This window comes from Geoglobus acetivorans, from assembly GCF_000789255.1.
Taxonomy (GTDB): domain Archaea; phylum Halobacteriota; class Archaeoglobi; order Archaeoglobales; family Archaeoglobaceae; genus Geoglobus; species Geoglobus acetivorans_B.
In genome coordinates, this window is sequence record NZ_CP009552.1 from 387425 (window position 1) to 412201 (window position 24777).

Sequence of the window (24777 nt, forward strand, 5' to 3'; positions counted from 1 at the left end):
CAAATCCATCACGGGCGTTTGGCATCCGTACTGTATGCGATTGCAAGACCTCTTGCTATCGTTTCATCACCTTTTTTGACCTCCAGCCTGCAGAATGCAACTTTTCTGCCGTATTCTATCTCTGCCTCGGCAGTAAGTCTGTCACCATGAAATGCCGGTTTGATAAAATCCATTCTTATTGAGAGTGCGAATCTGGAGTAATTGCCGGAATTTACTGCAAGAGCAAAGGCAAAATCGGCCAGAGCCATTATGTACGCACCATGTGCAGTTCCATGGAAGTTCAGATAGTTGCTTGAGACAACTCCCTCCACCCTCGCGTATCCATCTCTGACCTCCAGAATCTCTGCATTCAGAAATTTTCTGAAACTGTCTCCATCCGGTTCTGGCTTGAGATGCTTCCCGGTCATGATCAGGAATGTGCTGTTAAAAAATAAATTTCTTGGGTACTTCTGCACCCTCGGAGTTTTCAACCATCCATTCTCAGATAAACCTGTCGAGGTTCATAGCCTTGTTCCAGGCTTTTGTAAAGTCATGGATGAATTTTTCTCCGGAATCGTCGCTGGCGTAAACCTCTGCCACAGACCGGGCCCATCATGGTGTCGAATATCAGATCAACCCTTGTTTTCCTGAATTTCAGTTCTCCGCTTTTTCTGTCATATCTCTTGAATAAATGGATGTTCTCATCTGCCTGTCTCCACTCAACCCCCATATCGAGCAGATTCACAAAAAGTCGTTGGTCAGCATGCCGGGTGTGTCTGTGAGAACTCTGTGATTCTCATATCTGTAACTGCCCCGGTGCATTTACTCTGACCCATGACCTGAGAAAACTATCGGATACCGATAGTAATAAATACAACACAATCAGAGACGCAATCAATGTCAGATGCGCTCAAGGGCATGCTCAAGCTTCTGATTCTCAGAGAGCTTGAAAGCGGAGAGGCAACGGGTTACGAGCTCATCGAGAGAATAGGAAGAATCGTATCAAAAAAACCGTCTCCCGGATCGGTTTATCCCCTTCTGAATGAGCTTCACGACCGGGGTTTTCTTGAGGTTTCGGTTAGGGGAAACAGGAAGATATACTCCCTCTCCACAAAGGGTAAGAGGGCTCTCGAAGAGTTGAAGGAAAGGGAAAGGATGCTGATACTTGATAAGATCAGGTTTCTGATGGAGGCGGGCATCCTTTCGGGTGAGAGTGTTGATGAAGCAGTAACCTTCGTCATGGAAAGAAGGGAGAAGCGCTGGGAGCTCTTCAGGATTAAAAACTGGTTCAGGCTTCAGGAGGCGATTCTGAAGGCATACAGAAAGAATCCTGAGAAGACTGAAAGGGCTGTTGAAGATGCCATAAGGATGTTTGAAGCTGTTGGGGACTCTGAAGGTGGGAAACATGAGGAGGTGTAGTATTTTTTCAGTGCTGATTTTGGCGGCATTTCTGCTGGCCATGGGGGTTGCAAGTGCAGAGAGTGCAGATTTCAGGTTTCACGTCTCGCCGGTCAGGGATACCTTCTATCCTGGGGAGGAAGCGGTTTTAACCCTGCTGATAGAGAATGACGCAAAGGTTAGCAGTTTTATCATCAATGAGAACACGTCGAATCTTCTGCCCCTCATCACAACTGCCAAGAACCTCAGAGTTGAGCTCAGCGGGAATCCACCTGTTGAGGTGAAGACGATCAATCCGCAGCTTGCCGGAGATCTGCCGTCGGGAATGGTTTCCAAGGTATCCTTCAGGATAAAGATCGATCCGGATGCTCGGGAGAAGGAATACACGTTAACCGTGAAGATTCACTTCACCTATGTCACCTACTCGATTGATCCGCTTACGAAAACGGCATACATAACCTATGACCATGACGTTTATCTCAAAAACGTCAACATTCGTGTGAGCAAGAAGGATTACGACTTCAACGTCAGGATTCTGAACTCGACCCTTCTGGCAGGAAAGAAAGATGTTGTGAGCGTGGAGGTCATCAACACGGGTAAGAATCCAGTACACAACACCTCTGTCATTCTGAACGCAACCCCACCTTTAATGCCAGATCCGACAGGCATGATTGCTTACATTGGGGATCTGGCCTCGAGAGAAAAGAGAACTGTATCTTTCAAGGTGTATGTGTCTGAAAACGCACTCAATCAGAGCTATCCAGCCAGGTTCGTTTTTCAGTTCAGCGACGCTGCAGGCTTTCCAAAAACTGCTGTAAAAACAGCCCCTATTTGGGTGGAGGGCAGCAATAGCATCGAAGTTGAGAACTGGCAGAGCATCCTGACTCCACCGCTGAACGCCCCTGTCAGGCAGAAAATAAGTGTCCCCTCTCTTCCATCCATCCCCTACATCCCATCGCTGCCATCTTCTTCGCCTTCATTTCTCTCCGGGAAAAAAGTCCAGCCCGCTTCAGGTGTCGTGACGATTCCGTCAAGAGGCATTGTGGAGGTCACACTCAAGAACACGGGAGAGGAGATGAGGGATGCTGTAGCCATACTGTCCTTTGACACCCCACTCATCCGTGTGGAGAACTCGCCATACATAGGGCATCTCGGCAGAAACGAGAGTGTCAGGGTTCTGTTCAACGTGGAGAACTTGGCTCAGGAAGGAAAGTACAGGGGATGGGTTGCGATCAGCTACACAAATCCCCGGGGAGATGAGGTTTTGACTGAAAAGCACTACATAGCCGTTGAGATTGGAGAAAGTCCCCTGCAGATAAGGGACGTGAAAGCCCTTCTTTCAGCCGGACAGAAAGGCGAGATGGTTGTGGAGGTGGAGAACGGAATCAAAGAGAGGCTTGAGGATGTCGAGCTGAGCCTCCTGTCGTCTGAACTCACGATAACGCCCCTCACCACAACTGCTTTCATCGGAAGCCTGGAAAGCGGAAAGGTTGGTAATGCAAGGTTCAGGATTGATGTGGATGATGATGCAGTCCTGGGGAACTACACCCTCTACCTGCTGGAGAGGTTTGAGATAAACGGAGCGGAAATAGTAAGCTCGGCCAGAATCCCGGTTTCGGTGGAGTCCAGAGGGGTGAAAATAGAAATAACATCGGTTGAAGCCACTCTTTACCCTGATTCCACGGGTGAAGTTGTCATAAAGCTAAAGAACTCTGGCAGCACCCTGTACAACACCATTGTAATGCTGGAGGTATCAGCACCGCTCTCGGTGGCTGGGGGAAGCTCTCTGGGCAGTCTCGTCGGTCAGTCACAGCCTGGCATGTACTTTGTCGGAACCCTTGAGCCCGGCAGCACAGCAGTGGTGAAGTACAGGGTGAAGGTTGACAAGGATGCGGGAGCGGGCAGCTATCCTGCAAATCTGAGGCTGAGCTATTACGATGCTGAGGGCTATAAGCATGAAACTGGCAGTTTCCCCATCGCTCTCGAGGTGGAGGAGAAGCCATTGATAACCCCGGTTCTTTTTGCTGCTGCTGCACTGGGGCTGATAGCCTTACTGATAGCTGCCGTAATTGCGAGGAGAAGCAGGAGGAAAAGAAAGTCTGAAACGAATGAACGGGAGAAATGAGAAGAATGGAAGCTGGACAATCCGGACATGTGGGATATGGCACGAAAGCAGTAAATCCGTGGCTCTCCCTGATTCCTGTGGCCACCGGAGTATTCATGGTGATGCTGGATACCAGCATACTGAACATAGCCCTCCCAAGCATAGCCGAGGAGTTCAACGCCTCAGCCTCCGACGTTCAGTGGCTCCTGAACGCATATCTCATAACTCTGGTTGTGCTGCTGGTCACCTTTGGCAGGCTGGGAGACATGGTGAAGAGAAACCTCCTTTACGTTACCGGAATGGCCGTTTTCATTGCTGGAAGCCTTCTCTGTGCGGAGTCCTGGGACATCTTAGTGTTCATTGTGGCCAGAGTGATACAGGCAGTTGGGGGAGCGATAATGCTGGGAAACAGCATGGCCCTGATCACAGAGCTATTCCCTCCGGGTAAAAGAGGGGCTGCAATGGGGCTTAACTCAATCCTCATCGCCTCCTCATTCGCATTCGGACCTGTGATAGGTGGCTGGCTGACGACGCATATGAGCTGGCACTGGGTTTTCTACATCAACCTGCCGGTGGGTCTTGCAGGAATCGCCCTCGGATTGACGCTGCTTCCAGCAATGGGTGAAAAGGCCAAGGTGCCGGTGGATGTGCTTGGACTGGCACTACTGTCCATCTCTCTTGGCTCCCTTACAATCGGAATCATCCAGGGGCAGGAGTGGGGCTGGAGAGACGACAAGACAATTGCGTCCTTCATAGTGGCGTTCTCATACCTTACAGCCTTCATCGTAAGGGAACTCACATGTGATTACCCCATTCTTGACCTGAATCTCTTCAGAATAAGAAATTTTACAGCAGGGGTTACTGCTCTCTTTTTCATGTCAATGGGGCTTTCAACCTCTCTGTTTCTCATGCCATTCTTCCTGCAGGGAATAAAGGGGTTGACGGCTGAGCAGGCGGGGCTCTGGATAATGCCGATTCCAATTGTGAACACCGTCATAGCCCCACTTGCAGGAAGGCTCAGCGACAGAATCAATCCGAAGATAACCATGTCGATGGGACCGGTGGTCTTCTCCATCGGGCTTTACCTTCTGAGCAAGATAAATGCAAACGTTACGTTCTGGGAGCTGCTGCCGGTGCTCCTCTTCATCGGCTCAGGCATGGGTCTATTGATGCCCCCTGCAATGAACGTTATGATGACCTCCGCACCCCCTCACAAGGCCGGGATGGCAAGTGGAACCATTCAGACTTCCAATTCCCTTGCAAGAGCCATGGGGGTATCGCTGGGCGGAATACTCTTTACAGGAAAGATGAACGAGCTGATTCCGAATTTCGGAAATGAGATTCCGAACCCGATGCAGATAAAAATACTGGAAGTTTTGGCCATGAAGGGTTATGCCGGTCCGATTGTGATAATCACAGAGGCTTTCATGAGGAGCTTCAGAAGTGTTTTCCTGAATGCCATACCCTTTATCCTGATAAGCCTGTTCATCGTGCTGGTGTTCCTGAGGGGTGGAGAGCATCTTGAAGCAATCGGTAAATCAGGTTTCACTGATCAGAGTGACCAGAATTCGCATGGTTCAGGCTGGCCTTACACAGTCGAGTAGATGAAAATACTGCCGGGAAACCGGCAGGTTCGGGGAGTAGGAGGACACTGCAACTCAGTACGTTCAGAACTGTGACTGAAGGTCACCTTATGAAGTTTATCCGCAATGCGTGGCAGCATGAGATTCATAAGTCTGCAACCTGAACCTGATCAATCAGATCCATCAGATATGGTTCATAGCCCTTTATGCTCTCTCCCCTTGAGCACATATATGCTATTTTGAAGGTTATTTCATGAGGGTATGGTCAGTAAAAGTGATATGCGCATATAACACCTGTAACTGTCTTACTTGGTTTTTCCTCTGCTAACTTATCGATAAGTATTGCAGCTTAACAACTTTCTTTCTTATACTCAATACGTCCCAGCTTCAATTTCATCAGGTTCTCTTATCATCCTCTCCAGTTCTTCAAAGCTCCGGGGGTTTTCCATCCTGCTGTGGGAATTTTGAGCCTTTTCTCGACTGCTGTTGTGGCTGGACTGAGAGAATACCTCAGCCTCGTTAAATGCGGTCAAAAAATGGAGTTTCTTACGGACCCGCCGGGATTTGAACCCGGGTTAGAGGCTCCGAAGGCCTCTGGGATATCCAAGCTACCCTACGGGCCCACAATGTACGAATTGAAATCATGGGTTTAATTTATTTTTCCAGCCACTGTTTTTCAATTTGTCCGCCCGGATAGAAAATATGTATGATGCTGTGTAAAAAAAAGATTTGCACACTGTGGTCAGATTTTCAGTATTTTACCCTCTCCACCGACAAGAATATCTCCTGTCCAACCATCCTCACTCTTTCTGAAGGTTGGAAGCAGATCAAATTCTCCCCCTATTTTTATGGTTCCGGATTTCATGTCTCCTCCTGCATAGCCACAGTCTCCATGGATGATTATCTCTCCACCTTTCATCTCCGTTCCGATGAAATCTCCAGCGTTACCTTTGATCTCTATTGTTCCTCCTGCCATCTTCTCTCCGATATAGTTTCCCGCATCGCCCTCTATCAGAATCTTTCCGCCCTGCATGCCGCTTGGGTTGCCGTAGTAAGCACACCCGATGAGGTTCTTTGCGTTACCATTGACGATTATCTCTCCACCTTTCATCTCCGCTCCAAGCCAGTCGTCAGCATTACCTTCGATAGTTATCCTGCCGCCCTTCATGTACGCCCCGCAGTTTGCCCCGATATTCCCTTTTATGACTATTTCTCCGTCATCCATTCCTGATCCAACCCATTTGACCTTTGAAAAGTCTCCATCGAGCAGGAGTTTTTTACCGTCTCCTTCTTTCTGGACATCAAACAGCTCTCCGAGAGTTTTCTCAAACTTTCCGTACCAGACTCTGAAGTTCTTTATTTCCTCAAGACTCTTCTCTGCAAGTTCGGGGGTGAGTTCAGCCTCAACGCTGACGTCGAATTCGAACTTTGGCTTAAGGATGAGCATCTCAGTTCACCTCCACTCTAACCGGGTTTCTCAACCATTCTTCCTGGATTCCGTAATTCTTTCTCTGGATTGTGTAGTAGCTGCTGAAGAAGGAGTTCAGGTCCTCGTCAATCGATTCGAGGCTGACCTTCTTTCTTGCGTCGACCCAGAATGTTCTTCCCCAGCTTTCGGCAACAACGGCACCATCCTTCACGACTATTTCGCCACCCTTTATTGTGTAAACAGGTTTTCTGAACTCTGAATTTATCAGCTCGTACTGGGCTGCAGGGTCAACATCGTCCGGGTTAATGCTGTAGATCGCAACATCGGCATCAGCCCCGATACCCAGATGTCCCTTGTTTTCCATTCCCATGACTCTTGCAGGCAGACTTCTCGTCATCTGGATGACATCGTATAGGGTTTTTTCGACCTCTATTGCTGGCAGGGATGTTGCTTTCTGGACGTAGGGGCTAACTCTTTCAAGTTCTTTTTCCCTCATCTTTCTGCTCATCAGCATGGCCATTACGTATGGATATTCTGTGAATGGTCCACCGTTGGGATAATCTGTTGTCAGAACCACTTTATCGCTGTCAACCAGCAAACCAAGCTCAAGCCCGATTGCCCACTGCAGGGCGTGAACGGGATTCTTGGGGAGGTAGACTATTGGCACTATTCCAGCTCCTCCCTCAATTTCGCTATCCTTGTTGACCCATCTCGATCCTGTGAGCTTGTGCAGGGTGAACTGGAATGGGGCATCACCGGTCATTGCGGTAGCATGTCCGAAAATTGCCTGTCCCATGTCAATGGTAACGTTATCCATCGAGTTCACAACCTTGGCGATCTCCTCGGCACCGCTTGCAACATCTCTCCATGAGCTTCCGGCATAAGCGTTAAACTGAACGTGGGTTACGTGGAGGGTCTGTCTTTTCTTGTTGGCCAGACCTGAAACGAGCTTCATTGTTTCGATCGTGGTCTGATAGTTTCCAGGATTTCCGAGGTTGTTGCAGTGGAGGTGCACAGAATGGGGGAGGTCAAGCTCTTCGTTGGACTTTACGAGCTCGGTGATGATCTCCTTGGGTGTAACTCCCCAGTTTGGCACCTCGTCTTCAAGGTTCTTTACGTTTCCTCCGTACATCCAGGCCTCAACGCCACCTGGATTTACAACCTTCACACCATAGCCCTTTGTTCTCTCAATTGCCCATGCAATGAACGCTTTCAGCTTTTCTCTATCCTTTTCGGCAACATATTTGAAAACAAAGTGCCAGTTTCCGAAAACGGGGAGCATTGCTTTATCCACTATTGGGATGGCGTCCAGCTCTTCGTGTGTGTGGGGTGAGCCTATCGGGGGTGATGCTGCCTCAACAGCAGTTGTATAACCTATTTTGGCATACTCATATCCGATGGCGGGGGATGTTAACAGCACTCTCCCGAGGGATACCCTTAATTTGTTGGCTGTATGTCTTACAATTCTCATCTCTTCTGGTCTCATCGTTCTGCCGACATTGATCTTGCTTCCTGCGATGTGTGCGTGCATCTCAACTCCGCCTGCAACGACAAGCTTGTTGTTTGCATCGATTACCTTGCATTCCTCCTTGTTCACTTCACTTTCATCGACGATTTTACCGTCTTTTATGAAAACATCCATTTTTTCTCCATCTACTTTATTTTTCGGATCGATAACAATACCGTTTTTAATCCAGAGCATTTCAATCACCCTTCAAGCTTCTCTTCCACAATTCTCAGCATCTCTTTCAGAATCTTCTCATCGCTCCAGTATGGTGAGTCAACGAGCTTCTTCACCCTTAATGGTATTCCGTCCATTCTGTATGCCCATCCCTCGGCCTCTATTCCAGCAACTGCAGAAGGTATTACGACATTCGACAGCAGAGTGGTCATGTTGGGGAACGGATCAATCTGAATCACGGGTATGTTTTTCATGTGTTCAACGGCTCTCCTCGGGAAGTGTGCAGCGGGATCACTGGATACCACGAGCATGGCATCACAGTCTCTTCTGAGAAGCATTTCCACAGCAGAAAACTCGGCAGGTGAAAATCTGGGATACCCTCTGCTGAAATCTATGGCATACTGGTAACCCACCTCCCAGGCCGGTACCTCTCCGGCACCCACGACATTGTAATGACCTCTCATTGGCCATATAATCCATCTTGCATATCTGTTGAGAAGCTGAATTAGCTTTACAGCGTTTTCGATGTTTCTGTCCCTTCCTCTGGATTGTGTTACACCCAGACCGTAGAGAATAACTCCGTATTTTGCGTTTTTCATCATATCTGCAAGCTCTGCAAGCTCTTCTTTCGGCACTCCTCCGACCTCATTTGCCTCGATATCCTCCCCCTTCACGAGTGCCCTCAGGGCAGAGATTATCGCATAGTCGTATCCGGGTTTTATCTGGATGAATTTGTCTGCCATCTTGGCAGATTTTGTTTTTCTCACGTCAACAACAATTACCTTCCTGTCTTTTCTGTCATTTATTAGGAAACCCTTCGCCATGACGCTGTATCTTGTCGGGTGTCTCGGGTGGGCCTCGAGGGGATTGCTTCCCCAGAAAATGACGACATCTGCTCTGTTCTTAATTGCTCCGAGGCTTCCTCCTGGGATGCCCTCCTCGATAACCGCCAGTGTCCCGGGAGCGTGGCATACACTTGCGCACTGATCGTAAACACCCCTGACCTTCTCGGTCAGAAGGACACCATATCTTATCGCTTCGTTAACTGTTGATGCCCATCCGTAGAGCAGGGGCTTTTTTGAAGAGACAAGTATATCCGCCGCTTTTTCAATCGCCTCTTCGTAGCTCGCCTCTTTTCCATCAATCATCGGGCTTTTGATTCTCTCCTTCTCCCTGAACTTCGCAAGACCAAGAGCACAGAATCTCTTCCCTTTCTGGGTGTTTACGTCAAATTCAACATCATCGCATACATTACCACAGAATGTGCATACTGCGTCCATTTTATTCCACCCCTAAAAGTTCTCTAACAGACTTAACATCCTCTTCTGTTTTCACTACAGTCCCTTTTACGCCCTTGAATCTTGGCATTCCTGTGCCATCGGTGTCGTCAGAAATTACCTGATTTGCATACGGACCCATTGGTATGAAGATAACTCCTCTGGGCAGTTCTCCAATTTTCGCAAAGACAACAACTTCTCCAAACTCCGTCTTTACTTTAACCCTGTCCCCCTCTTTCAGACCGAGTTTTTTAAAGTCCGTCTCGTTTATCTCACAGTAGCTGACGGCTTTGAAGTATTCCTCAGAAAGTTTCTCTTCTACGGTCTTTCCCTGGTCTATTGTTCTGCCAGAAATGATTTCAACCTCAATCATATCGGTCACCGTTATTTTTATCCAGGTCTCCCGGAATATATTTAACGATTGCCATTTTTTACAATTGAAAAAACGGTTTTAAGCGAGATTTGCCGCAGGTGTGCTGCTGTGCAGAGCAGGCAGAAACTGTGGAAATTTTAATAAGGAAAATGTTTTTATAAATCTCCTAAAAAAGTTACCCAAAAGCGGGAAGGGGTGAGATACGATGGGTGGTGATGACGATGGATTACAGAGGCTTTCAGGAGCTGTATTCTGCCAGGATAAGGCAGCTTATGGCAGGAACGCTTCCCGCTTTACTCTTCTGCATATTTATTGAGTTCATTGCAGGCGGAGTTCTCGGCGCATATTTCGAGAAACTCATGGAGTCCTACAGGATAGTCCTTGTAATCATACCCGGACTGATGGGATTGAGAGGAAACATTTTCGGCTCAATGGCTTCCCGGCTGACCACAATGCTTCACATCGGTATTATGGAGCCGAAAATATCCGATAAGGAGGTTCAGAAAAACATTCTCCTGAGTCTCTGGCTTTCTCTTATCCCTGTGTTCATTCTCTGGGCGGTTGGTGTACTGAAGGTCGGTGATGTGTGGTCCGGAATGTACATTCTTTTCATAATTGTTGTCTCAACGATTTTTTCCACACTGATCATGGGGTATTCCACAGCAATATCGACGGTGATTCCCTATTTGAGGGGTCTGGACCCGGACAGGGTTGCGGCACCCATAATCACGTCCGTTGGTGACCTAATAACACTCCCTTTTCTGATTCTGTTCATTTTAATCTTTGAACATTATTTCTCTGTTTTTGTTCTTCTCAGCGTCATCAGTGTGGTGGTTTTTGCAGTTCTGGCATATAAAATCAAACTTGGCAGCGATGACGTCAGAACCTTCAAGGAGGTTCTGGCAATACTTGGGATAACCTCGCTCATAGCCAGTGTTTCGGGAGGATTTTTTGAGCATTACAGTGATCTGATTCATGCATCAGTGCTGTTCAGCATACTGTATCCTGCCGTAGCAGGCACCACAGGTAATTTTGGCGCAATTGTGGGGGCGGCAACCTCTACAAGAATTCACGTTGGAGACATCGAGGGTGTTATTGATCGCGAAACCCTTGCGGACATAGTCATTTATCTGTTTACCGGGTTCCTGATCAGTCTTGTCATGAACTTTGCGGGCATCATTATTGCAAAGTATTTTCTGGGTAAAAACGCTGGGATAGTTCCCGAATTCATAATTCTCTATCCACTGCTTCTTCTCACCGCCATGGTTGTTGCTTATTATATAGCCAGATTTTTCGGTAAACTTGGCTTTGACCCTGACAATGCAACTGTCCCGATGATTACGACGATATCCGACCTCATGTCTGTCATCTTCGTCATCTTCATATCCGGTGTGATTGTGGGGAGTTTCTGATTTTCAGACTGACGGGGGTCAGAATCTGGGAATGAATTTCGCTTATTTGCAGCAGTCAAACTTCTTCAGCCTGTCCATGAAAAGCAGCTCATGCAGGGGACCATCACTTTAACATGTTCTTGCCATAAACTTGTGATCTATGGTAGAATGAAAAACAGTGAGTCACATGAAGTAAACAGCGTTCAGTCGTTCTTTAATTCTCCAAGGTCTTTTGGTTCATAAACTCCGCTTGGAGCATGGGTTCCAATACAAGTTCCGGAAATTCTTACTTTGAATAAATTGATTTTTTCTGTATTGATTGCCTAAAATTTTATAAAGCTTGTCAAAAATCGCAGTTGCTTACCTTGTAGGCAATTGATTCGGGGGAAAGACTGTGATGGACATTATCATACTGGGCTCAGGAGTGTATAGCGGTACTCCAAAGCCTTTATGCAGCTGTGAGAACTGTTCGAGAGCAAGAAAATTCTTTCCATATAGAAGAACGCGCTTTTCAGTATATGTTCCCGAAATTAAAGCGCTGATAGACCCTTCGCCGGATCTGCATTATCATTTAGGGCATATTAATGAGGAAATCGACCATGTCTTTATCACACATGCTCACTTCGATCACATAGGGGGTCTGCCTGAGCTCCAGATTTTCAGCCATATCAAAATTTACGGGCACCATAAGACGCTTGAAGTGGCCAGAGATCTACAAAAACGCTTTGTGGGAGAGACCAGGTGGAACTGGGAATATTTTCCTTTGGAGTTCAACAGATGGTATGACTTTGGCTTTATGGTTTACCACTTTAAAGTTGCCCACGAGCCTGTAGAAGCGGCAGGAGGCTTCATACTCCGAGTTAAAAACAAAAAGTTGGTGATAACTGGCGATACTGGCCCAGAGATTCTTGATGATAGCAGTACTATAGAAAAAATAAAAGGTGCTGACTTGCTTGTTGCAGATATGACACATAAACACTCAGTCCCGAATGCCCATCTTGGAGTTGACGATGCGGTAAAGCTGGCCCGGGAGGTTGGGGCAAAGAAAACTGTCTTTGCCCACATAAACCACACGAACTACACGCACGAAGAGCTTGAAGAAAGGGTAAGGCCCTATCTGGTGGCGAGGGACTTCATGCATGTTCTGGTTTAGCCGGTCTTAATTTTGCCGCGATTTTTTTAGTTAATCACGCTGCTCTCTTCGGCTTTTATTAATCCCGTTATACGGGAATCAATCCCTATTTTGTGCCAATCCATTAAGTAATGCAACTTTCCCTTCCACAATTTTCCTGTGCTGTTCTTCTGTTAGTGTGGGTGCTTTATTCGTCCAGAACCTGTAACATGGGATCTCGTAACATTGTCCGCAGTGCTCCAGTCTCGGTCATACTGAACCATTGGGGTTGCAAAAAGGCGCAATACTTGCACAAAATAGCCCTGTAATGATTTGAACCTGAGGTGAAAGTGCCCCGGCCGGGATTCGAACCCGGGTCCGGGAGTCCGCAGCCCCCGAGGATATCCAGCTACCCTACCGGGGCACCTGTTCCACCCCAGCACGTGAGTTTAAAAAAGGATTTCGGAAGTGGAATCGTGAAGTCTGCATTGTGGCTGGAGGTGTTGTTGACATTCCTGCTTTTGTGGGAGATTACCCATTTGGATTAATTAAATTGCCGTCAGTTCAAAGGTGTTCATTCAGGTTCTCTCTCGAATGGGGTTCGTGAGATCAAAATTAATGCTCAAGGCAGCAATTCACTTCGCCATGATTTCTGCAGTAATTTTCAGTAAAAATAATTATAAATTCCCGCATCAACTACACATATGGGCAAATTTCTCGACCTCGACGAACTCGCCGAGGAGGACAGGCTTCTGAAGGAGGAGGTGCATCGCTTCGCCTTGGAAGTCATGAGGCCTGCATCGATCGAGCTGGACAGAATGGATCCAGAGGAGAGGGTCAAACCGGGGTCTCCGTACTTCAGGGTTTTCAGAGAGATGAAAAAGCTCGGATATCACAGGATAACAATTCCGGAGGAGATGGGCGGTGTTGAGCTGACACCTCTGCAGAGGTACGTGATAATGGAGGAGCTCGGATGGGGGAGTCTCGGGCTTGCAACGGCCATAGGTGTTGACCAGATTCCCTTTGCCTGTGCAGCCCTCTTTGGTCCACCGGAAATTTATGATGAGCTTGTGGTTCCCTGGCTTGAAGACCGGGATGGCAGATTCCACGGCTGCTGGGGAGTTACAGAGCCAGAGCACGGCAGCGATTATTTGATTGCCCTCAGGGAGGATGAAGACCTTGTGAGGAAGTTCGGTAAGGGCAACGTTACTGCTGAAAAGGATGGAGACGAGTGGATAATCACCGGCCAGAAATCTGCATGGGTCTCTTCAGCTCCAGTGGCCACACACTGCGGACTGCATGCGCAGCTGAAAGACGGAAAAACTCTGCTCGATGGGCTGTTCTGCATCGTTCCTCTCGATGCGGATGGGGTGAGAAAGGGAAAACCTGCTGACATGCTCGGAATGCGGGATGACCCTCAGGGAGAGCTGTTCTTCGAGGGGGTGAGGATTCCTGAAAGCCATGTTGTTGTTGCACCCGGCTTTTTCTACGGTGTGTTTCTGGATCAGCTTCTCTGCCTGACGAGCTGCGGGATGGGTGCTTTCGCGGTGGGACTTGCGAGGGCTGCATTCGAGGAGGCTCTGAATTACGCAAGGAAAAGGGTTCAGGGAGGAGTGCCCCTTGTCAGACACAAGAATGTAAAGCTCAGGCTGTATGAGATGTTCGAGAAGATTGAGACTGCTCGATACTACGTCAGAAAGGTTACCGAATACACGCACCGCAGAATAATAGATGAGAGGACTGCTGATGCCTCCCCGAGACATGCGAGGGCCGCCCAGATATACGCGAAGAGGGTAGCCTTCGAGGTTGCAAACGACGCTCTGCAGATATTTGGCGCCTACGGGCTGAGCAGGGAGTTCATAATTGAGAAGCTATTCAGGGATGCGAGGGCTTTGCAGATTGAGGATGGGACCGTGGAGGTGCTGAGCCTTGAGGCTGCGGAAGATGTTGTTGCGAATTACGAAAAGGAGTATTACGATGCTGGACATGTTGAGAGATGGTATGAATAGGGGGTGTGATTATGCTGAGAGGAATACCGTTTGATTCACCTCTTTACGAGGTGGACGAGGATAGGGGGATAGAGTACGTGAACTGCGAGGCAATTACGGCCTTCTTTACCATAAAAGGGGATGTTTCAGAAATTCTGCCTGAAGGACTTAAACCCTACAGTGATCCACCGCAGGGAGGAGTGTGGATCTCGCATTACTCCTTCAGCACCCTCGGAGAGTATTTTGAATTCATAAGCACGGTGCAGGTGGAGGACGAGGATGGTGAGATGGGGTATTACATCCCGTACATCTACGTTACAAACGACGCTGCCATGGCCGCTGGCAGGGAGCTGGCAGGAGCGCCGAAAAAGCTCGCCAGAATCGAGCTGAGCAAGGATTGTGATACGATTCAGGGAACTCTCGAACGTCCTGAGGGCAGGAGGCTCGTGACATTCACCATGAAACCGTCTGCGAGAGCTACGGGGGAGCTGATAGATCTGGTGCTGCCCAGGCCCACGTATCTCTACTCTGTCAGACACCTTCCACCGATAAGAGGAAAGGGTGGCGTTACCCAGCTCGTCAGGTGGTATGCAGAGATTGACTTCCACAGTGATGCAAACGGAGAGAGGGTGATCTTTACAGGCCCTGGAAGTGTCAGCTATGACATGCCCTCGGCAGTAGACCCTGTTCACAGGATTGAGATTGACGAGATAATGCTTAGCATCTACTTCCGGTTCGACATGAAGCTGGGCTTTGACGACATTGTGAGAGAATACTGAGCTGATGGGCTCTCGAGATGCTTGAAAACCTTTATTTTTCATCAGCTGGCGTCATCGGAGGGAGAGCATGAAGCGTGTGCTTGTGCCTGTGGTTCTCCTTGCGGTACTGCTCTCTGGATGCTCCGCTGAAGAAAAGAAAGTAGAGGGGAAACTCATTGTTAAAAGCGCATTTGGTAATGGAAGTGAAATTCCCGGAAAGTACACATGTGATGGAATGGACGTAAACCCGCCCATCCACATCGAGGGGCTTGAGAGCGAGGTGAAGAGTCTGGCAATAATTGCAGACGATCCCGATGCACCATCCGGTGTGTTCACCCACTGGATTGCCTGGAACATCCCGGTAACGAATGAAATTCCGGAGAACATCCCGAAGATGGGAGCTGTTGACAGACCGGTAAAAATGGTTCAGGGCGTAAACGATTTTGGAAAACTTGGCTATGGCGGCCCATGCCCTCCCGAAGGCCAGAAGCACCGGTATTTCTTCAGGATTTATGCCCTCGACACATTGCTCGATCTGAACCCTGGGGCGAGCAGAGAAGAGCTGGAAAAAGCAATGAAGGGTCACGTGATTCAGTACGGGGAGATCTACGGGGTTTACGCAAGGTAGACGCGCAGCTAAGGACATACTTTATCTATGAGTTTTTCGGTTATTCATCATGAACCTTGCCCGTGTGGATCTGAGCAGCAGGGATGTCAGGGTCTCGGAAATTCCGGAGAGCGTTGAAAGGGAGCTGATAGGCGGGAAGGGTATTGCCACCAAGCTTCTGCTCAGCATTCCAGAAAAAGCAGACCCTATGTCCCAAGAAAACGCGATAATCTTAGCTGTAGGCCCTGTTAACCCCTTCAGACTGTCCGGAGCTTCCAGGATGACCGCGGTTTTCAAATCCCCCCTCACAGGCGGGTACGGGGAAAGTCAGTGCGGCGGTTTTGCACCTCATGAGATGGCACTGACGGGAATTCACTGCCTCATGCTGGAGGGCAGGAGTGAAAGGCCGGTCTATCTGGTGGTCGAGAACGGAAGTGTCGGGATAAAGTGCGCAGACCACCTCTGGGGGCTTGATGCGTTCGAGACTGAAGAAGCGCTAAGGAAGGATGAGGGCGGGGAGGTCATCGCCATCGGACAGGCCGGAGAGAACCTGGTCAGGTTTGCATGCATAACTCACAGGAGGGGCAGGCAGTTTGGAAGGGCTGGCGGAGGAGCGGTTCTCGGCTCGAAGAGGGTGAAGGCCATCGTCTTTAAAGGAGACGGGGAGAGCAGGGTTGACAGGGAGTTCGAGGAGTTTCTTGACAGCCAGGTGATCTCAAAGCTATCCGCTCTGCAGAAATACGGGACGCCAAACATCATGTGGCTGGTGAACAAATCGAAGAGCCTGCCTTCGTACTATTGGGAGAGATCCGAGTTCGACATTGAGAGCATTGACGCTGAGGAGATGCTCAGGTACTTTGTCAGGAGAAACGCTTGCTTTGGATGCAGGGTTGCCTGCGGGAGGATAAGCAGGACTGATAAGGCTGAGGTTGAGGGGCCCGAATACGAAACCCTCTACGCATTCGGCTCCCTGCTCGGTAACCATGATCTGGAATCCATAATTGAAGCCAATGAACTTGCGGACAGACTTGGAATGGACACCATATCTCTCGGCAATGCTATCGGCTTTGCAATCAGGCTCAGTAGGCTTGGAAAGCTCGACGAGGCGCTGGACTTTGGTGAAGGAAACAGATACGTGGAACTCGTCAGGAAGGTCGCTTTCAGGAAGGGCATTGGAGACCTACTGGCAGAAGGTGTTGCAGGGATGGAAAAGCTAACAGGAGTTGAGGGCGTGCATGTGAACGGACTTGAACCTCCAGCCTACGATCCAAGAGGAATTTTCGGCATGGCGCTGGCATACGCAACCTCGCCAAGAGGAGCGTGTCACATGAGGAGCTGTGCCTACAGGCCAAACCTTGCCGGACAGCTTGACAGACACTCTCCAGAAGGGCAGGCGAGGCTGGTTAAGGAGCTTGAGGATTTCTATGCGGTTGTTGACAGCTTGGTTTACTGCCGCTTCCTAACGCTGCCGCAAATAGGGATGGGCTGGGAGGACGTGGCAAGGCTGCTGAAGATTGCCACTGGTAGGGAGTACACCACAGGCCAGCTGAAAGCAATCGGCCATAAGATCCACAGCATGTCGTGGGAGTTCAACAGGAGGGAGGGGGTCGAGTATGGAAAGATGCCTTCTGTGCTCTTTGAGTACGGGCTGAGTAGAGATGACTTTGAGAGAATGCTTGGAGAATACAGAAAACTCAGGGAGTGAGTTTCAGCACTCTCGGCCTGCCATCATCTCTCCTGCCTGCATCAAAAAGCCCAAATACTAAGGGTTTGCAAATTAAGGTTGTGAACGAAAAGAGGGTAGCAAGATATCTTGACAAGCTGGAGCATATGAAAGAAAGGATTGAAGATGTTATTGCGTGGATCGATGAGGCAGAAGAAGATAAGAAATCAAGACTTGCAGTTTACAAGGCCTTTCAGGAAGCAGTTGAGGCTGCCTGTGATCTCATATCCATGTTTCTGAAGGACTCAGGGTATCTGCCAAAAGACGACTACTCCAACTTCGAAAAATGGGGAGAACTGGCTGACAGGAGAATATCTGACTGCCTGAAGGTGGCAAATGGTTTGAGAAACAGGCTCGTTCACCATTACAACGGGCTCGATGATAAACTCGCTCTCGATTCGATGAGGGACATCATACCCTGTCTTGAGGAATTTATTCAGGTGATGGGGTCATGGCTGGAAGAGAAATTGCAGAGCATGTAGCAAGGGATTTTGAATTTCTCAAAGATAGAGTGCTTGCGGTTCTGATTTTCGGTTCGGCAGTGAGTGAAGCAGAAGCGAGAGATGTGGATGTGTGCATCGTCGCCCCCAATGGTTTTGACATCAGGGAAGTTTTCATGAGGATAGATGTCACCGGAAAGAATTACGATGTATGGCTCTTCGAGGAGCTGCCGCTCTACATGAAGATGGAGGTTATCTTAAACCACGTGGTTGTGCACTGCAAGGACATTTTAGAGCTTTACGAGTACTTTTACTTTTTCAGAAAACTGTGGAAGGATCAGGAGAGGAGAAACCGGTTGACAAAAGAGGAAATTGGAGAAATGCTTAGAGCATTCTCAGGAACACAGAGGAGGTCAACGTAAACCCAGGCGATTCTCTTCAGAGGTTAAAAAAGAAAGTGGGTCAGACAATCCCAAGCGTCCTGTTCGTCTTCTTCATGCTCTCCCATTTGTCGGCGAGCTCGAACATCGCCCTTATTGCATCGATGTTCTCTGGCACAACTATTGCCTCCTGATGGATGGCCTGGGTTATGTAAAGCTCTCCATCGTGGAAGTTGATGCTTTCTCGCCATACAGCGTTCTCGAAGAGGTCGTAGCGGAGTCTGTACTCTCTCGCGAACTCGATTATCTTTGCTGTCGAGGTGAAACCATCCTCTTTCGAGAAAAGCATTATCCTCGGCTCTTCCTCGAATCTGGCTGTCACGTCATCAACACTCACGTCTCCATCGATCTCCACGGCTATGCTGTGCAGGTGCATGAGCGTTGTTGGCACCTTGAATGCCGTCGTCACTATGTTGACGTCAGGCAGCACGGTCTTCACGTCTTCAGCGTGGTGAGACGGGAGCTTCACAGGATCGGGCATTATTCCGTTCACAAGACCTTTTTTGTCCTCCTTTGGGTCTACAACCCTTCTTATCATCGTAGCCCTGACCTTCTTTATGCTGTACATGTCCTTGATGATTGAGAGAACCCTTGCCAGGCCCGTGGTGTTGCAGCTCACAACCCTTACAAAGTTCTTTCCCACAGCCTCATCGTAGTTCGCGAGGGCGCTGAATGACGCCTCGGCAACATGAGCTCTCTCTCCTCCCTGGAAAATCGCCTTGACGCCCTTTTTCTCGTAGAGGGGTTTGTTTTCCGCTCCAACCTTTCCGGGAGAGCAGTCCACAACAACGTCTGCTTTATCGAGCAGGTCCTCGATGGTGCCCTCAACCTTTATTCCAGCCTTTTCGAAAGCCTCCACTCTATCGGGAATTGCCGCGTAGAGCGAGTACTTTTCTGCCCCCATCCTCGCCTCAAAATCTGGTCGGGTTTTGGTAACTCCAACGACTTCCATATCTCCCTGGAGGCTTACCGCATCAGCAACCCTCTTTCCAATAGTCCCGTAACCATTTATCGCAACCTTAACCTTCATTCTCCACCCTCCACCACGATTTTATGACCTCTGAAGTCCATCAGTACTATTCTGCCCTCAACCTCGTCATATTCGCCAAGAAGACCCCACATTTTAATCTTTCCGTTTTCGACCTCTATCCTGACAACGTCTTCCATTACGACTTCCTCTTTTTCACCCTTCTTAAAAATGACCTTTGACTCACACATGATTGAGAATGGGATTCAGAATACTTAAACTCTCCTTTCTCAACCTCCAGCCCTCTTCGACATGAGCTTTTCTCTGAATTTCTCAAGCATCTTTCTTTCCGGAAATATCACTCTGTATAGTTTTAGCCCGAAATGGGATTTTCCGCACTTTTCTATATGTATTCTACCATGGCTGGTCTCTACTGTGTCCTCATAGATTCTGAATTCCAGATTCAGTTCAGTGAGAGTGTCCTTAATAATCTCCAGAATCTCCTCTTTGCTTATGCCGGTTATTATCTCTATAGCACACACCTCGCAATCTTCGAACTGTAGAGGCACTCGGAGCAGGAAGGCTCGTTGGCATAGCAGTCTATGTTGTTCTTGGCGTACCAGCATCCCGCAACATAGGGGCAGTCAGCACACCACGGGAAACTGTCGCTCATATCCTTCCTCAGCCTTTCGAATTCAGATATTTTCTGGAGTGCATCATCGATTTCCTCTTTATTCAGATCAGACACGACAAATTCTCTGATGTCCTTCCAGTGATTGTTGACGAATTCCTTATGACTGTATGCAAAACTCATGCATGAGGACACCTTTCCATCCGCCCTGACAAAAACGACATCTCTGTAAGGACACTCTCTTTTTTGTGAATCCCCGAAAAACTCTGCTTTCTCCAGCTTTACGCCATAATCTTTTGCAATTTCTTCACACTCCATGACCGTCTTTTCTGCTTTTCTGGCAAGGGCAATTCGGTCTCTGCTTTCGAGAATGTAGAGCATGTTTATTGAATACCCCCTGTCGTAGATTTTTTTCAGGATTTTCTGATATTCTTCCTTGTACATGCCCCTGCCTCTGCTCCAGTCCTTTATTGCCCTGATGATGAAATCCCTGTCGAGTTTTTCGACCTCTTCGACACAGAATCTGCTGCCCTCAAAGTAGAGGGCCTTGCTGTATATCTCCCTGTTGCCCGCAACGACATTCGTCAGCTGGACTGATGCTCCGTAACGTGCAGAAATCTCAACGAGTTCTTTCAAAACCTCTATGTTGTCCCTCGTTACCACAATCTGGGTTACTGCCTTTTCTCCCACCATTTTCAGCTTCCTTTCGATGCTCTCGAACACAAGCCCCCTCCTGTGCCTTGCGTCGAAGTCTATTGATATTGCAAGTCTGTCAGCCATCTCGGCAGCTTCCTCAAATCCTGTGTCAACCATTCCGTTTGTGCTGATCAGGATTTTTCCATTCATCATTCTGAGTATCTCTTTGAGGTGTGGGTTGAGGAGGGGTTCGCCATATCCGTAAATAACGACCTCATCCGCGTCGCCAACCTTTTCAGCGACAGAGAGGGGCACGTTTCTTGCGAGGTCTCTTTTTCTGAAACAGTATTCGCAATTTAAGTTGCAGGATGTGGTTACCTCAAGCTGAATTTTCATTGGAAAAAATTGGTTGAAAATAGAATATATAATTTTACGCTAAGATATTCCGAGAGCTTTCAGCTTCTCCTCTGTCGGTCTGCCGTTGACCCATCCTCTCAGTCTGTAGTATTCCTCTTTCATCTTTTCGAACTCTTCTCTGCTCACGACCTGTCCCTTGGTTGGCCCGTTCTGGACAGGCTCTTCGAAGAGTCTTCTCGGCAGCGTATCGTCCTTTCCATCGAATCCGAATTTGTTCATTATCACTCTCTCGAGGTTGTAGATTCTCTCTCCGATTGTCAGCACATCGTCCGGGGTTATGTCCCATCCGGTAACACCAGAGAGGAGGCTCGCGTAGTCATCTGCGCCGAGGGCGAAGGTTGTGAACAGGCAGTTGACCGTCGAGTTGACCGTTGAGGTGAAGTCCTGGAACACCTTTACCCACATTGCCTTTCCTTCGTATGTAAGTGGGTCGATTTTTTCTGGGAGCCCGAGAATTTCTGGACTCACTGTGTAGCCTGTGACGTGGCATCCTCCTCTGTTGGCTGTGGCGTAGTTCAGTCCAATTCCCTTGATGCCTCTGGGATCGTATGCAGGCATCTCAAGACCTTTGACGCTCATGGACACATCCATGCCGAACATCTCTTCCATTCTCTTTGAGCCGAGTGCGAGATACTTGCCAATTCCGATTCTGTAGGCTGTCTTCCAGACACCATCCACAAGAGCAACAGGATTGCCGAAGGTGTATTCTATGCCCTGTGTGTCTTCAGGTGTGAGCTTGTCCTTCTCATAAAGCTCCATTGCACATGCTATTGCGGAACCCATCGAGATTGTGTCAAGCCCAAGTTCATCGCAGAGGTGGTTGGCCTTTATAACTGCTTCGAGATCAATAACGCCTGTATCATTTCCGAGGCTCCAGATGGATTCATATTCAGGCCCTTCAGAGTCTATAATCTGGAATGGACCTGTTTTCACGGATGTGGCTCTCGCACATCCGATGGCACATCCCCAGCATGCGTGGTTCCTGTCGAGATATTTCTCGGCGAGTGTCTCACCGCTTATGTCGTTCGCCTTTTCATGGTATGCATCCTGCCAGTTCCTGTATGGCAAAGCTCCACTCTCGTTGATTATGTTGACGAGAACGGCTGTACCGTATTTGGGCAGACCTTCTCCGGTAACGGGGTTCTGCTTTATCTTTTCAAGCGCTTTTCTTGATGCTTCCTTGAACTCGTCAGGTTTTGCTATCTCTGGCCTGAAGCTACCTCCTACAACTATTGCTTTCAGCATCTTGCTTCCCATAACAGCTCCCACGCCTGTTCTCCCTGCTGCCCTGTGGTTGTCATTCATTATTGCTGCGTAGTTCACCAGATTCTCTCCTGCTGGCCCAATACACGCCACGCTGATCTTCTCCTCATATCTCCTTTCGAGAGTGACAGTTGTGTCAAAAACGTTCTTGCCCCACAGGTCTCCTGCATTTCTCAGTTCAGCCACACCATCAATTATTTCGAGATACACGGGCTCACTTGCAGCCCCTTCAATCACGATCATGTCGAATCCGGCAAATTTGAGGTATGGCCCCCACTTTCCTCCACTGTTTGCAGAAGCCACAGAGCCGGTCAGGGGGCTCCTCAGCGCCATTACGTGATATCTTCCGGATTCGGGGAATCCGGGCACTCCAGTTGCCGGGCCTGTACTGAAAATCAGAACGTTCTCCTCCCCATAGGGGTCAATATCTCTTGCAGACAGCCCCTCTTTCTCATATTCCTTCAGGTACTGGTACAGGAGGTGTACAGAATAGCCCTTCCCTCCCAGATATTTCTTTGCAACTTCTTCATCGACGTCAATAACGTCTAAGGATCCACTGCTCAGATCAACTCTCAAAATACTTCCCATAAAACCGTTTGCCATGGATATCACCTGCGTTATATAATCTATCACAATTCTATAAATACTTTATTGCGATAAATTAAATTTAATAAATCTATCAGTATCTCTTCAGTCTGACTTCGAAAATGGCGCCACTTGGAGAGTTGTCGTACACCTTTATTTCTCCTCCCAGCAGTTCTACAACCTTTTTTGCGATAAATAACCCTATTCCAGTCCCTCCAACTGTTGAAAATCCTTCCTCAAAGATTTTGTCTTTTATTTCGTCGGGTATGCCTTTTCCGTCATCGATTATTCTGAAAACTCCGTATCTCCCGTTGACGAAAGTTTCGATCGTTATTTTAATATCCTCGCTGTTACTGTGCATAACTGCGTTTCTCAGCAGGTTATCTATTACTGATTTTATTGATTCATTTGCCCTTACAAAAACATTTGTAAGTGAGTACTGAATGTTTGCAAGGTCTTCATAGCTTTTGGCTATCTCTCTTATGTAGTCCGAGATGTTTATGGTGTAGGTTTCGCCAATTGCCTCTTCTATGGCTTTGGACTCTTTTATAAGTGATTCAATTCTGTCAAGCTTTTTCAGAGCACTCTCTTTTAGTTTTTCTTCGCCAAGCTCAAAAGCTGCCCTGATAACCGTAATGTCGTTCAGGATGTCATGTCTGAGGATTTTATTTACAAGCGCTAAATACTCGTTCTTCTTCTTGAGCATTTCCGTGAGCCTGTGAAGGTCGGTGGTATCGACAAGAATGCTTGCAACGGCGGGTTTCCCGCGGTATATTATTCGTGAAGGTCTCCCTGTTACCCAGTATACATTTCCATCTTTCGTGAGGATTCTCCAGGAATAGGTTTCGACACTCCTTTTGCCCTCAAGTCGCTCCCTGTATCTTTTTTCTACCATCCCTCTATCCTCTGGATGGACAAGCTCGAGAGGGTTTAATTTGGAAAGTTCTTCTCGAGTATATCCTGTCAAGTTCAAGAGGCTTTGATTAACGTAAGCAACTTTATCATCTTGGAGTATGTATGCAGGATTTGGGGAATCGTCAACCAGAACGCGAAATAGTTCGTTATTCTCTTTAAGCCTGTTTTCAAGCTGTTTTTTCCGTGTTATGTCTATCCAGTTCCCTAAAGCCAGTATTTCATCGTCACACTCTATCGGGAGAACGTAGCCCCATACCCATCTGACTTTTCCATCTTTTCTGACGTATCTACATTCGTAGCTAGTTGCTTTACCATTGAATACTTTGAGGACTTCGCGTTTGATTAAGCCTAAATCATCCGGGTGTACAAGGTCATATAGCGATTTTTTCATTAACTCCTCTTTTGTGAATTTGGTGGCCCTCTCCACTATTTCATTGACATATATTAGTTTGAAGTCAGTGTCGTGTATGTATATTCCTGCTAGTGATTTGTTCACTATTGTTTTCCAGAACTTTTCGTCGAATTTATTACAGTCCATCTGTAATTATTTATTTACTCAGTAGATATAAAATTAACGTCAATTGACAAAATGGCGCTTCAGTCACTCGGCCACCTATACTGATCGCCACATCTGTTGGCAAAGCCAAAAATTGGTTCACAAAAATTAGACCGCAATAAATTTATAAAGCGTATCTAATAAGAGAACGGGGATGGATATGAAAATCCTGATCGTCGATGATGACATGACCGTTCGGGAACTCCTAAGGGTAATTCTGAAGGATTACACAACATTCGAGGCAGATGATGGTGAGAAAGCCGTCAGGATGTATCAGGAGCTGAAACCGGATATCGTGCTTATGGACATCTTCATGCCAAAAATGGATGGTATTGAGGCGACCAGGAAAATTCTTGAGATTGATCCTGAGGCGGTTGTTATTGGTGTAACTGCCTTTCATTCCAACAAGGGAGATGAACTGATGAAAGCTGGAGCGAAGGAAGTCATTTCTAAGCCCTTCACGAGAAAGTGGATTGTGGAAGCGATTTCAAGATATGCAAAGGCCTAAGTGGTTTCCGTTTTATT

At 47.9% G+C, this 24777-nt stretch carries 23 protein-coding genes and 2 tRNA genes; 12 read left to right on the forward strand and 13 right to left on the reverse strand.

Annotation, left to right across the window (positions count from 1 at the left end):
* Nucleotides 1-8: 8 nt before the first annotated feature.
* Nucleotides 9-407, reverse strand: a complete 399-nt coding sequence (locus GACE_RS02265) for a hotdog fold thioesterase (RefSeq protein WP_048090851.1) — start codon at nucleotides 405-407, stop codon at nucleotides 9-11.
* A 469-nt stretch (nucleotides 408-876) separates the two neighbouring features.
* On the opposite strand from GACE_RS02265, the gene GACE_RS11140 reads away from it, so the two are divergent.
* From GACE_RS11140 to GACE_RS02285, 3 genes are read left to right on the forward strand one after another with little or no spacing between them, the layout of a single operon-like run.
* Nucleotides 877-1398 (forward strand): PadR family transcriptional regulator, encoded by a 522-nt coding sequence (locus GACE_RS11140; RefSeq protein ID WP_052400186.1) that lies wholly within the window; start codon nucleotides 877-879, stop codon nucleotides 1396-1398.
* Nucleotides 1385-3502 (forward strand): COG1361 family protein, encoded by a 2118-nt coding sequence (locus tag GACE_RS02280; protein WP_148305900.1) that lies wholly within the window; start codon nucleotides 1385-1387, stop codon nucleotides 3500-3502. Before GACE_RS11140 ends, GACE_RS02280 begins: the two co-directional genes overlap by 14 nt.
* Nucleotides 3499-5085 (forward strand): DHA2 family efflux MFS transporter permease subunit, encoded by a 1587-nt coding sequence (locus GACE_RS02285; protein WP_318249267.1) that lies wholly within the window; start codon nucleotides 3499-3501, stop codon nucleotides 5083-5085. The genes GACE_RS02280 and GACE_RS02285 overlap by 4 nt, the downstream gene beginning before the upstream one ends.
* 528 nt (nucleotides 5086-5613) lie before the next feature.
* On the opposite strand, the gene GACE_RS02290 is transcribed toward GACE_RS02285, so the two are convergent.
* From GACE_RS02290 to GACE_RS02310, 5 genes are all read right to left on the reverse strand, one after another.
* Nucleotides 5614-5687: transfer RNA gene (locus GACE_RS02290), tRNA-Arg, on the reverse strand.
* A 119-nt stretch (nucleotides 5688-5806) separates the two neighbouring features.
* Nucleotides 5807-6511, reverse strand: a complete 705-nt coding sequence (locus tag GACE_RS02295; RefSeq protein WP_048090857.1) for a formylmethanofuran dehydrogenase subunit C — start codon at nucleotides 6509-6511, stop codon at nucleotides 5807-5809.
* Between the two features lies 1 nt (nucleotide 6512).
* Complete coding sequence (locus GACE_RS02300) at nucleotides 6513-8195, reverse strand: formylmethanofuran dehydrogenase subunit A (protein ID WP_052400314.1); 1683 nt, start codon at nucleotides 8193-8195, stop codon at nucleotides 6513-6515.
* A 5-nt stretch (nucleotides 8196-8200) separates the two neighbouring features.
* Complete coding sequence (locus tag GACE_RS02305; protein ID WP_048090859.1) at nucleotides 8201-9454, reverse strand: formylmethanofuran dehydrogenase subunit B; 1254 nt, start codon at nucleotides 9452-9454, stop codon at nucleotides 8201-8203.
* A 1-nt stretch (nucleotide 9455) separates the two neighbouring features.
* The gene (locus tag GACE_RS02310; RefSeq protein WP_048093532.1) at nucleotides 9456-9824 is read right to left on the reverse strand and encodes a molybdopterin dinucleotide binding domain-containing protein; all 369 of its coding nucleotides are present in this window, start codon (nucleotides 9822-9824) and stop codon (nucleotides 9456-9458) included.
* Nucleotides 9825-10039: 215 nt separating this feature from the next.
* On the opposite strand from GACE_RS02310, the gene GACE_RS02315 reads away from it, so the two are divergent.
* Both GACE_RS02315 and GACE_RS02320 read left to right on the forward strand, forming a co-directional pair.
* Nucleotides 10040-11236, forward strand: coding sequence for a magnesium transporter (locus GACE_RS02315; RefSeq protein ID WP_052400315.1), 1197 nt, complete (start codon nucleotides 10040-10042; stop codon nucleotides 11234-11236).
* 376 nt (nucleotides 11237-11612) lie between these two features.
* Complete coding sequence (locus tag GACE_RS02320; RefSeq protein ID WP_048090862.1) at nucleotides 11613-12368, forward strand: MBL fold metallo-hydrolase; 756 nt, start codon at nucleotides 11613-11615, stop codon at nucleotides 12366-12368.
* A gap of 309 nt (nucleotides 12369-12677) precedes the next feature.
* On the opposite strand, the gene GACE_RS02325 is transcribed toward GACE_RS02320, so the two are convergent.
* Nucleotides 12678-12750 (reverse strand) — tRNA-Arg (locus GACE_RS02325).
* A 280-nt stretch (nucleotides 12751-13030) separates the two neighbouring features.
* Here GACE_RS02325 and GACE_RS02330 point away from each other — a divergent pair.
* The 6 genes from GACE_RS02330 to GACE_RS02355 all read left to right on the forward strand — a co-directional run bounded on the left by GACE_RS02330 (nucleotide 13031) and on the right by GACE_RS02355 (nucleotide 18264).
* Entirely contained in the window at nucleotides 13031-14335 is a 1305-nt protein-coding gene (locus GACE_RS02330) for an acyl-CoA dehydrogenase family protein (protein WP_048090864.1), read from the forward strand.
* Between the two features lie 11 nt (nucleotides 14336-14346).
* The gene (locus tag GACE_RS02335; protein ID WP_048090866.1) at nucleotides 14347-15093 is read left to right on the forward strand and encodes an acetoacetate decarboxylase family protein; all 747 of its coding nucleotides are present in this window, start codon (nucleotides 14347-14349) and stop codon (nucleotides 15091-15093) included.
* Nucleotides 15094-15160: 67 nt separating this feature from the next.
* A complete protein-coding gene (locus tag GACE_RS02340) occupies nucleotides 15161-15700 on the forward strand; it encodes a YbhB/YbcL family Raf kinase inhibitor-like protein (protein ID WP_048090868.1) in 540 nt (179 codons plus the stop codon).
* Nucleotides 15701-15749: 49 nt separating this feature from the next.
* A complete protein-coding gene (locus tag GACE_RS02345; RefSeq protein WP_048090870.1) occupies nucleotides 15750-17384 on the forward strand; it encodes an aldehyde ferredoxin oxidoreductase family protein in 1635 nt (544 codons plus the stop codon).
* Entirely contained in the window at nucleotides 17381-17884 is a 504-nt protein-coding gene (locus GACE_RS02350) for a DUF86 domain-containing protein (protein WP_318249268.1), read from the forward strand. The genes GACE_RS02345 and GACE_RS02350 overlap by 4 nt, the downstream gene beginning before the upstream one ends.
* The gene (locus tag GACE_RS02355) at nucleotides 17854-18264 is read left to right on the forward strand and encodes a DNA polymerase subunit beta (RefSeq protein WP_052400187.1); all 411 of its coding nucleotides are present in this window, start codon (nucleotides 17854-17856) and stop codon (nucleotides 18262-18264) included. The genes GACE_RS02350 and GACE_RS02355 overlap by 31 nt, the downstream gene beginning before the upstream one ends.
* Nucleotides 18265-18304: 40 nt before the next feature.
* On the opposite strand, the gene GACE_RS02360 is transcribed toward GACE_RS02355, so the two are convergent.
* The 6 genes from GACE_RS02360 to GACE_RS02385 form a co-directional block, all read right to left on the reverse strand.
* Nucleotides 18305-19312: a type II glyceraldehyde-3-phosphate dehydrogenase gene (locus GACE_RS02360; protein ID WP_048090874.1), complete on the reverse strand. Its 1008-nt coding sequence runs from the start codon at nucleotides 19310-19312 to the stop codon at nucleotides 18305-18307.
* Complete coding sequence (locus tag GACE_RS02365; protein ID WP_048090876.1) at nucleotides 19309-19500, reverse strand: CooT family nickel-binding protein; 192 nt, start codon at nucleotides 19498-19500, stop codon at nucleotides 19309-19311. Before GACE_RS02365 ends, GACE_RS02360 begins: the two co-directional genes overlap by 4 nt.
* A gap of 39 nt (nucleotides 19501-19539) precedes the next feature.
* Nucleotides 19540-19791: a hypothetical protein gene (locus GACE_RS02370; RefSeq protein ID WP_048090878.1), complete on the reverse strand. Its 252-nt coding sequence runs from the start codon at nucleotides 19789-19791 to the stop codon at nucleotides 19540-19542.
* On the reverse strand, nucleotides 19779-20912 hold the full coding sequence (locus tag GACE_RS02375; RefSeq protein WP_048090880.1) for a radical SAM protein: 1134 nt from the start codon (nucleotides 20910-20912) through the stop codon (nucleotides 19779-19781). Before GACE_RS02375 ends, GACE_RS02370 begins: the two co-directional genes overlap by 13 nt.
* A gap of 39 nt (nucleotides 20913-20951) precedes the next feature.
* Entirely contained in the window at nucleotides 20952-22799 is a 1848-nt protein-coding gene (locus GACE_RS02380; protein ID WP_048093536.1) for an aldehyde ferredoxin oxidoreductase family protein, read from the reverse strand.
* A 76-nt stretch (nucleotides 22800-22875) separates the two neighbouring features.
* Nucleotides 22876-24234, reverse strand: a complete 1359-nt coding sequence (locus GACE_RS02385; RefSeq protein ID WP_048090882.1) for a PAS domain S-box protein — start codon at nucleotides 24232-24234, stop codon at nucleotides 22876-22878.
* 172 nt (nucleotides 24235-24406) lie between these two features.
* Here GACE_RS02385 and GACE_RS02390 point away from each other — a divergent pair, with 172 nt between their 5' ends.
* A complete protein-coding gene (locus GACE_RS02390) occupies nucleotides 24407-24760 on the forward strand; it encodes a response regulator (RefSeq protein ID WP_048090884.1) in 354 nt (117 codons plus the stop codon).
* The last annotated feature ends 17 nt before the right edge of the window (nucleotides 24761-24777 follow it).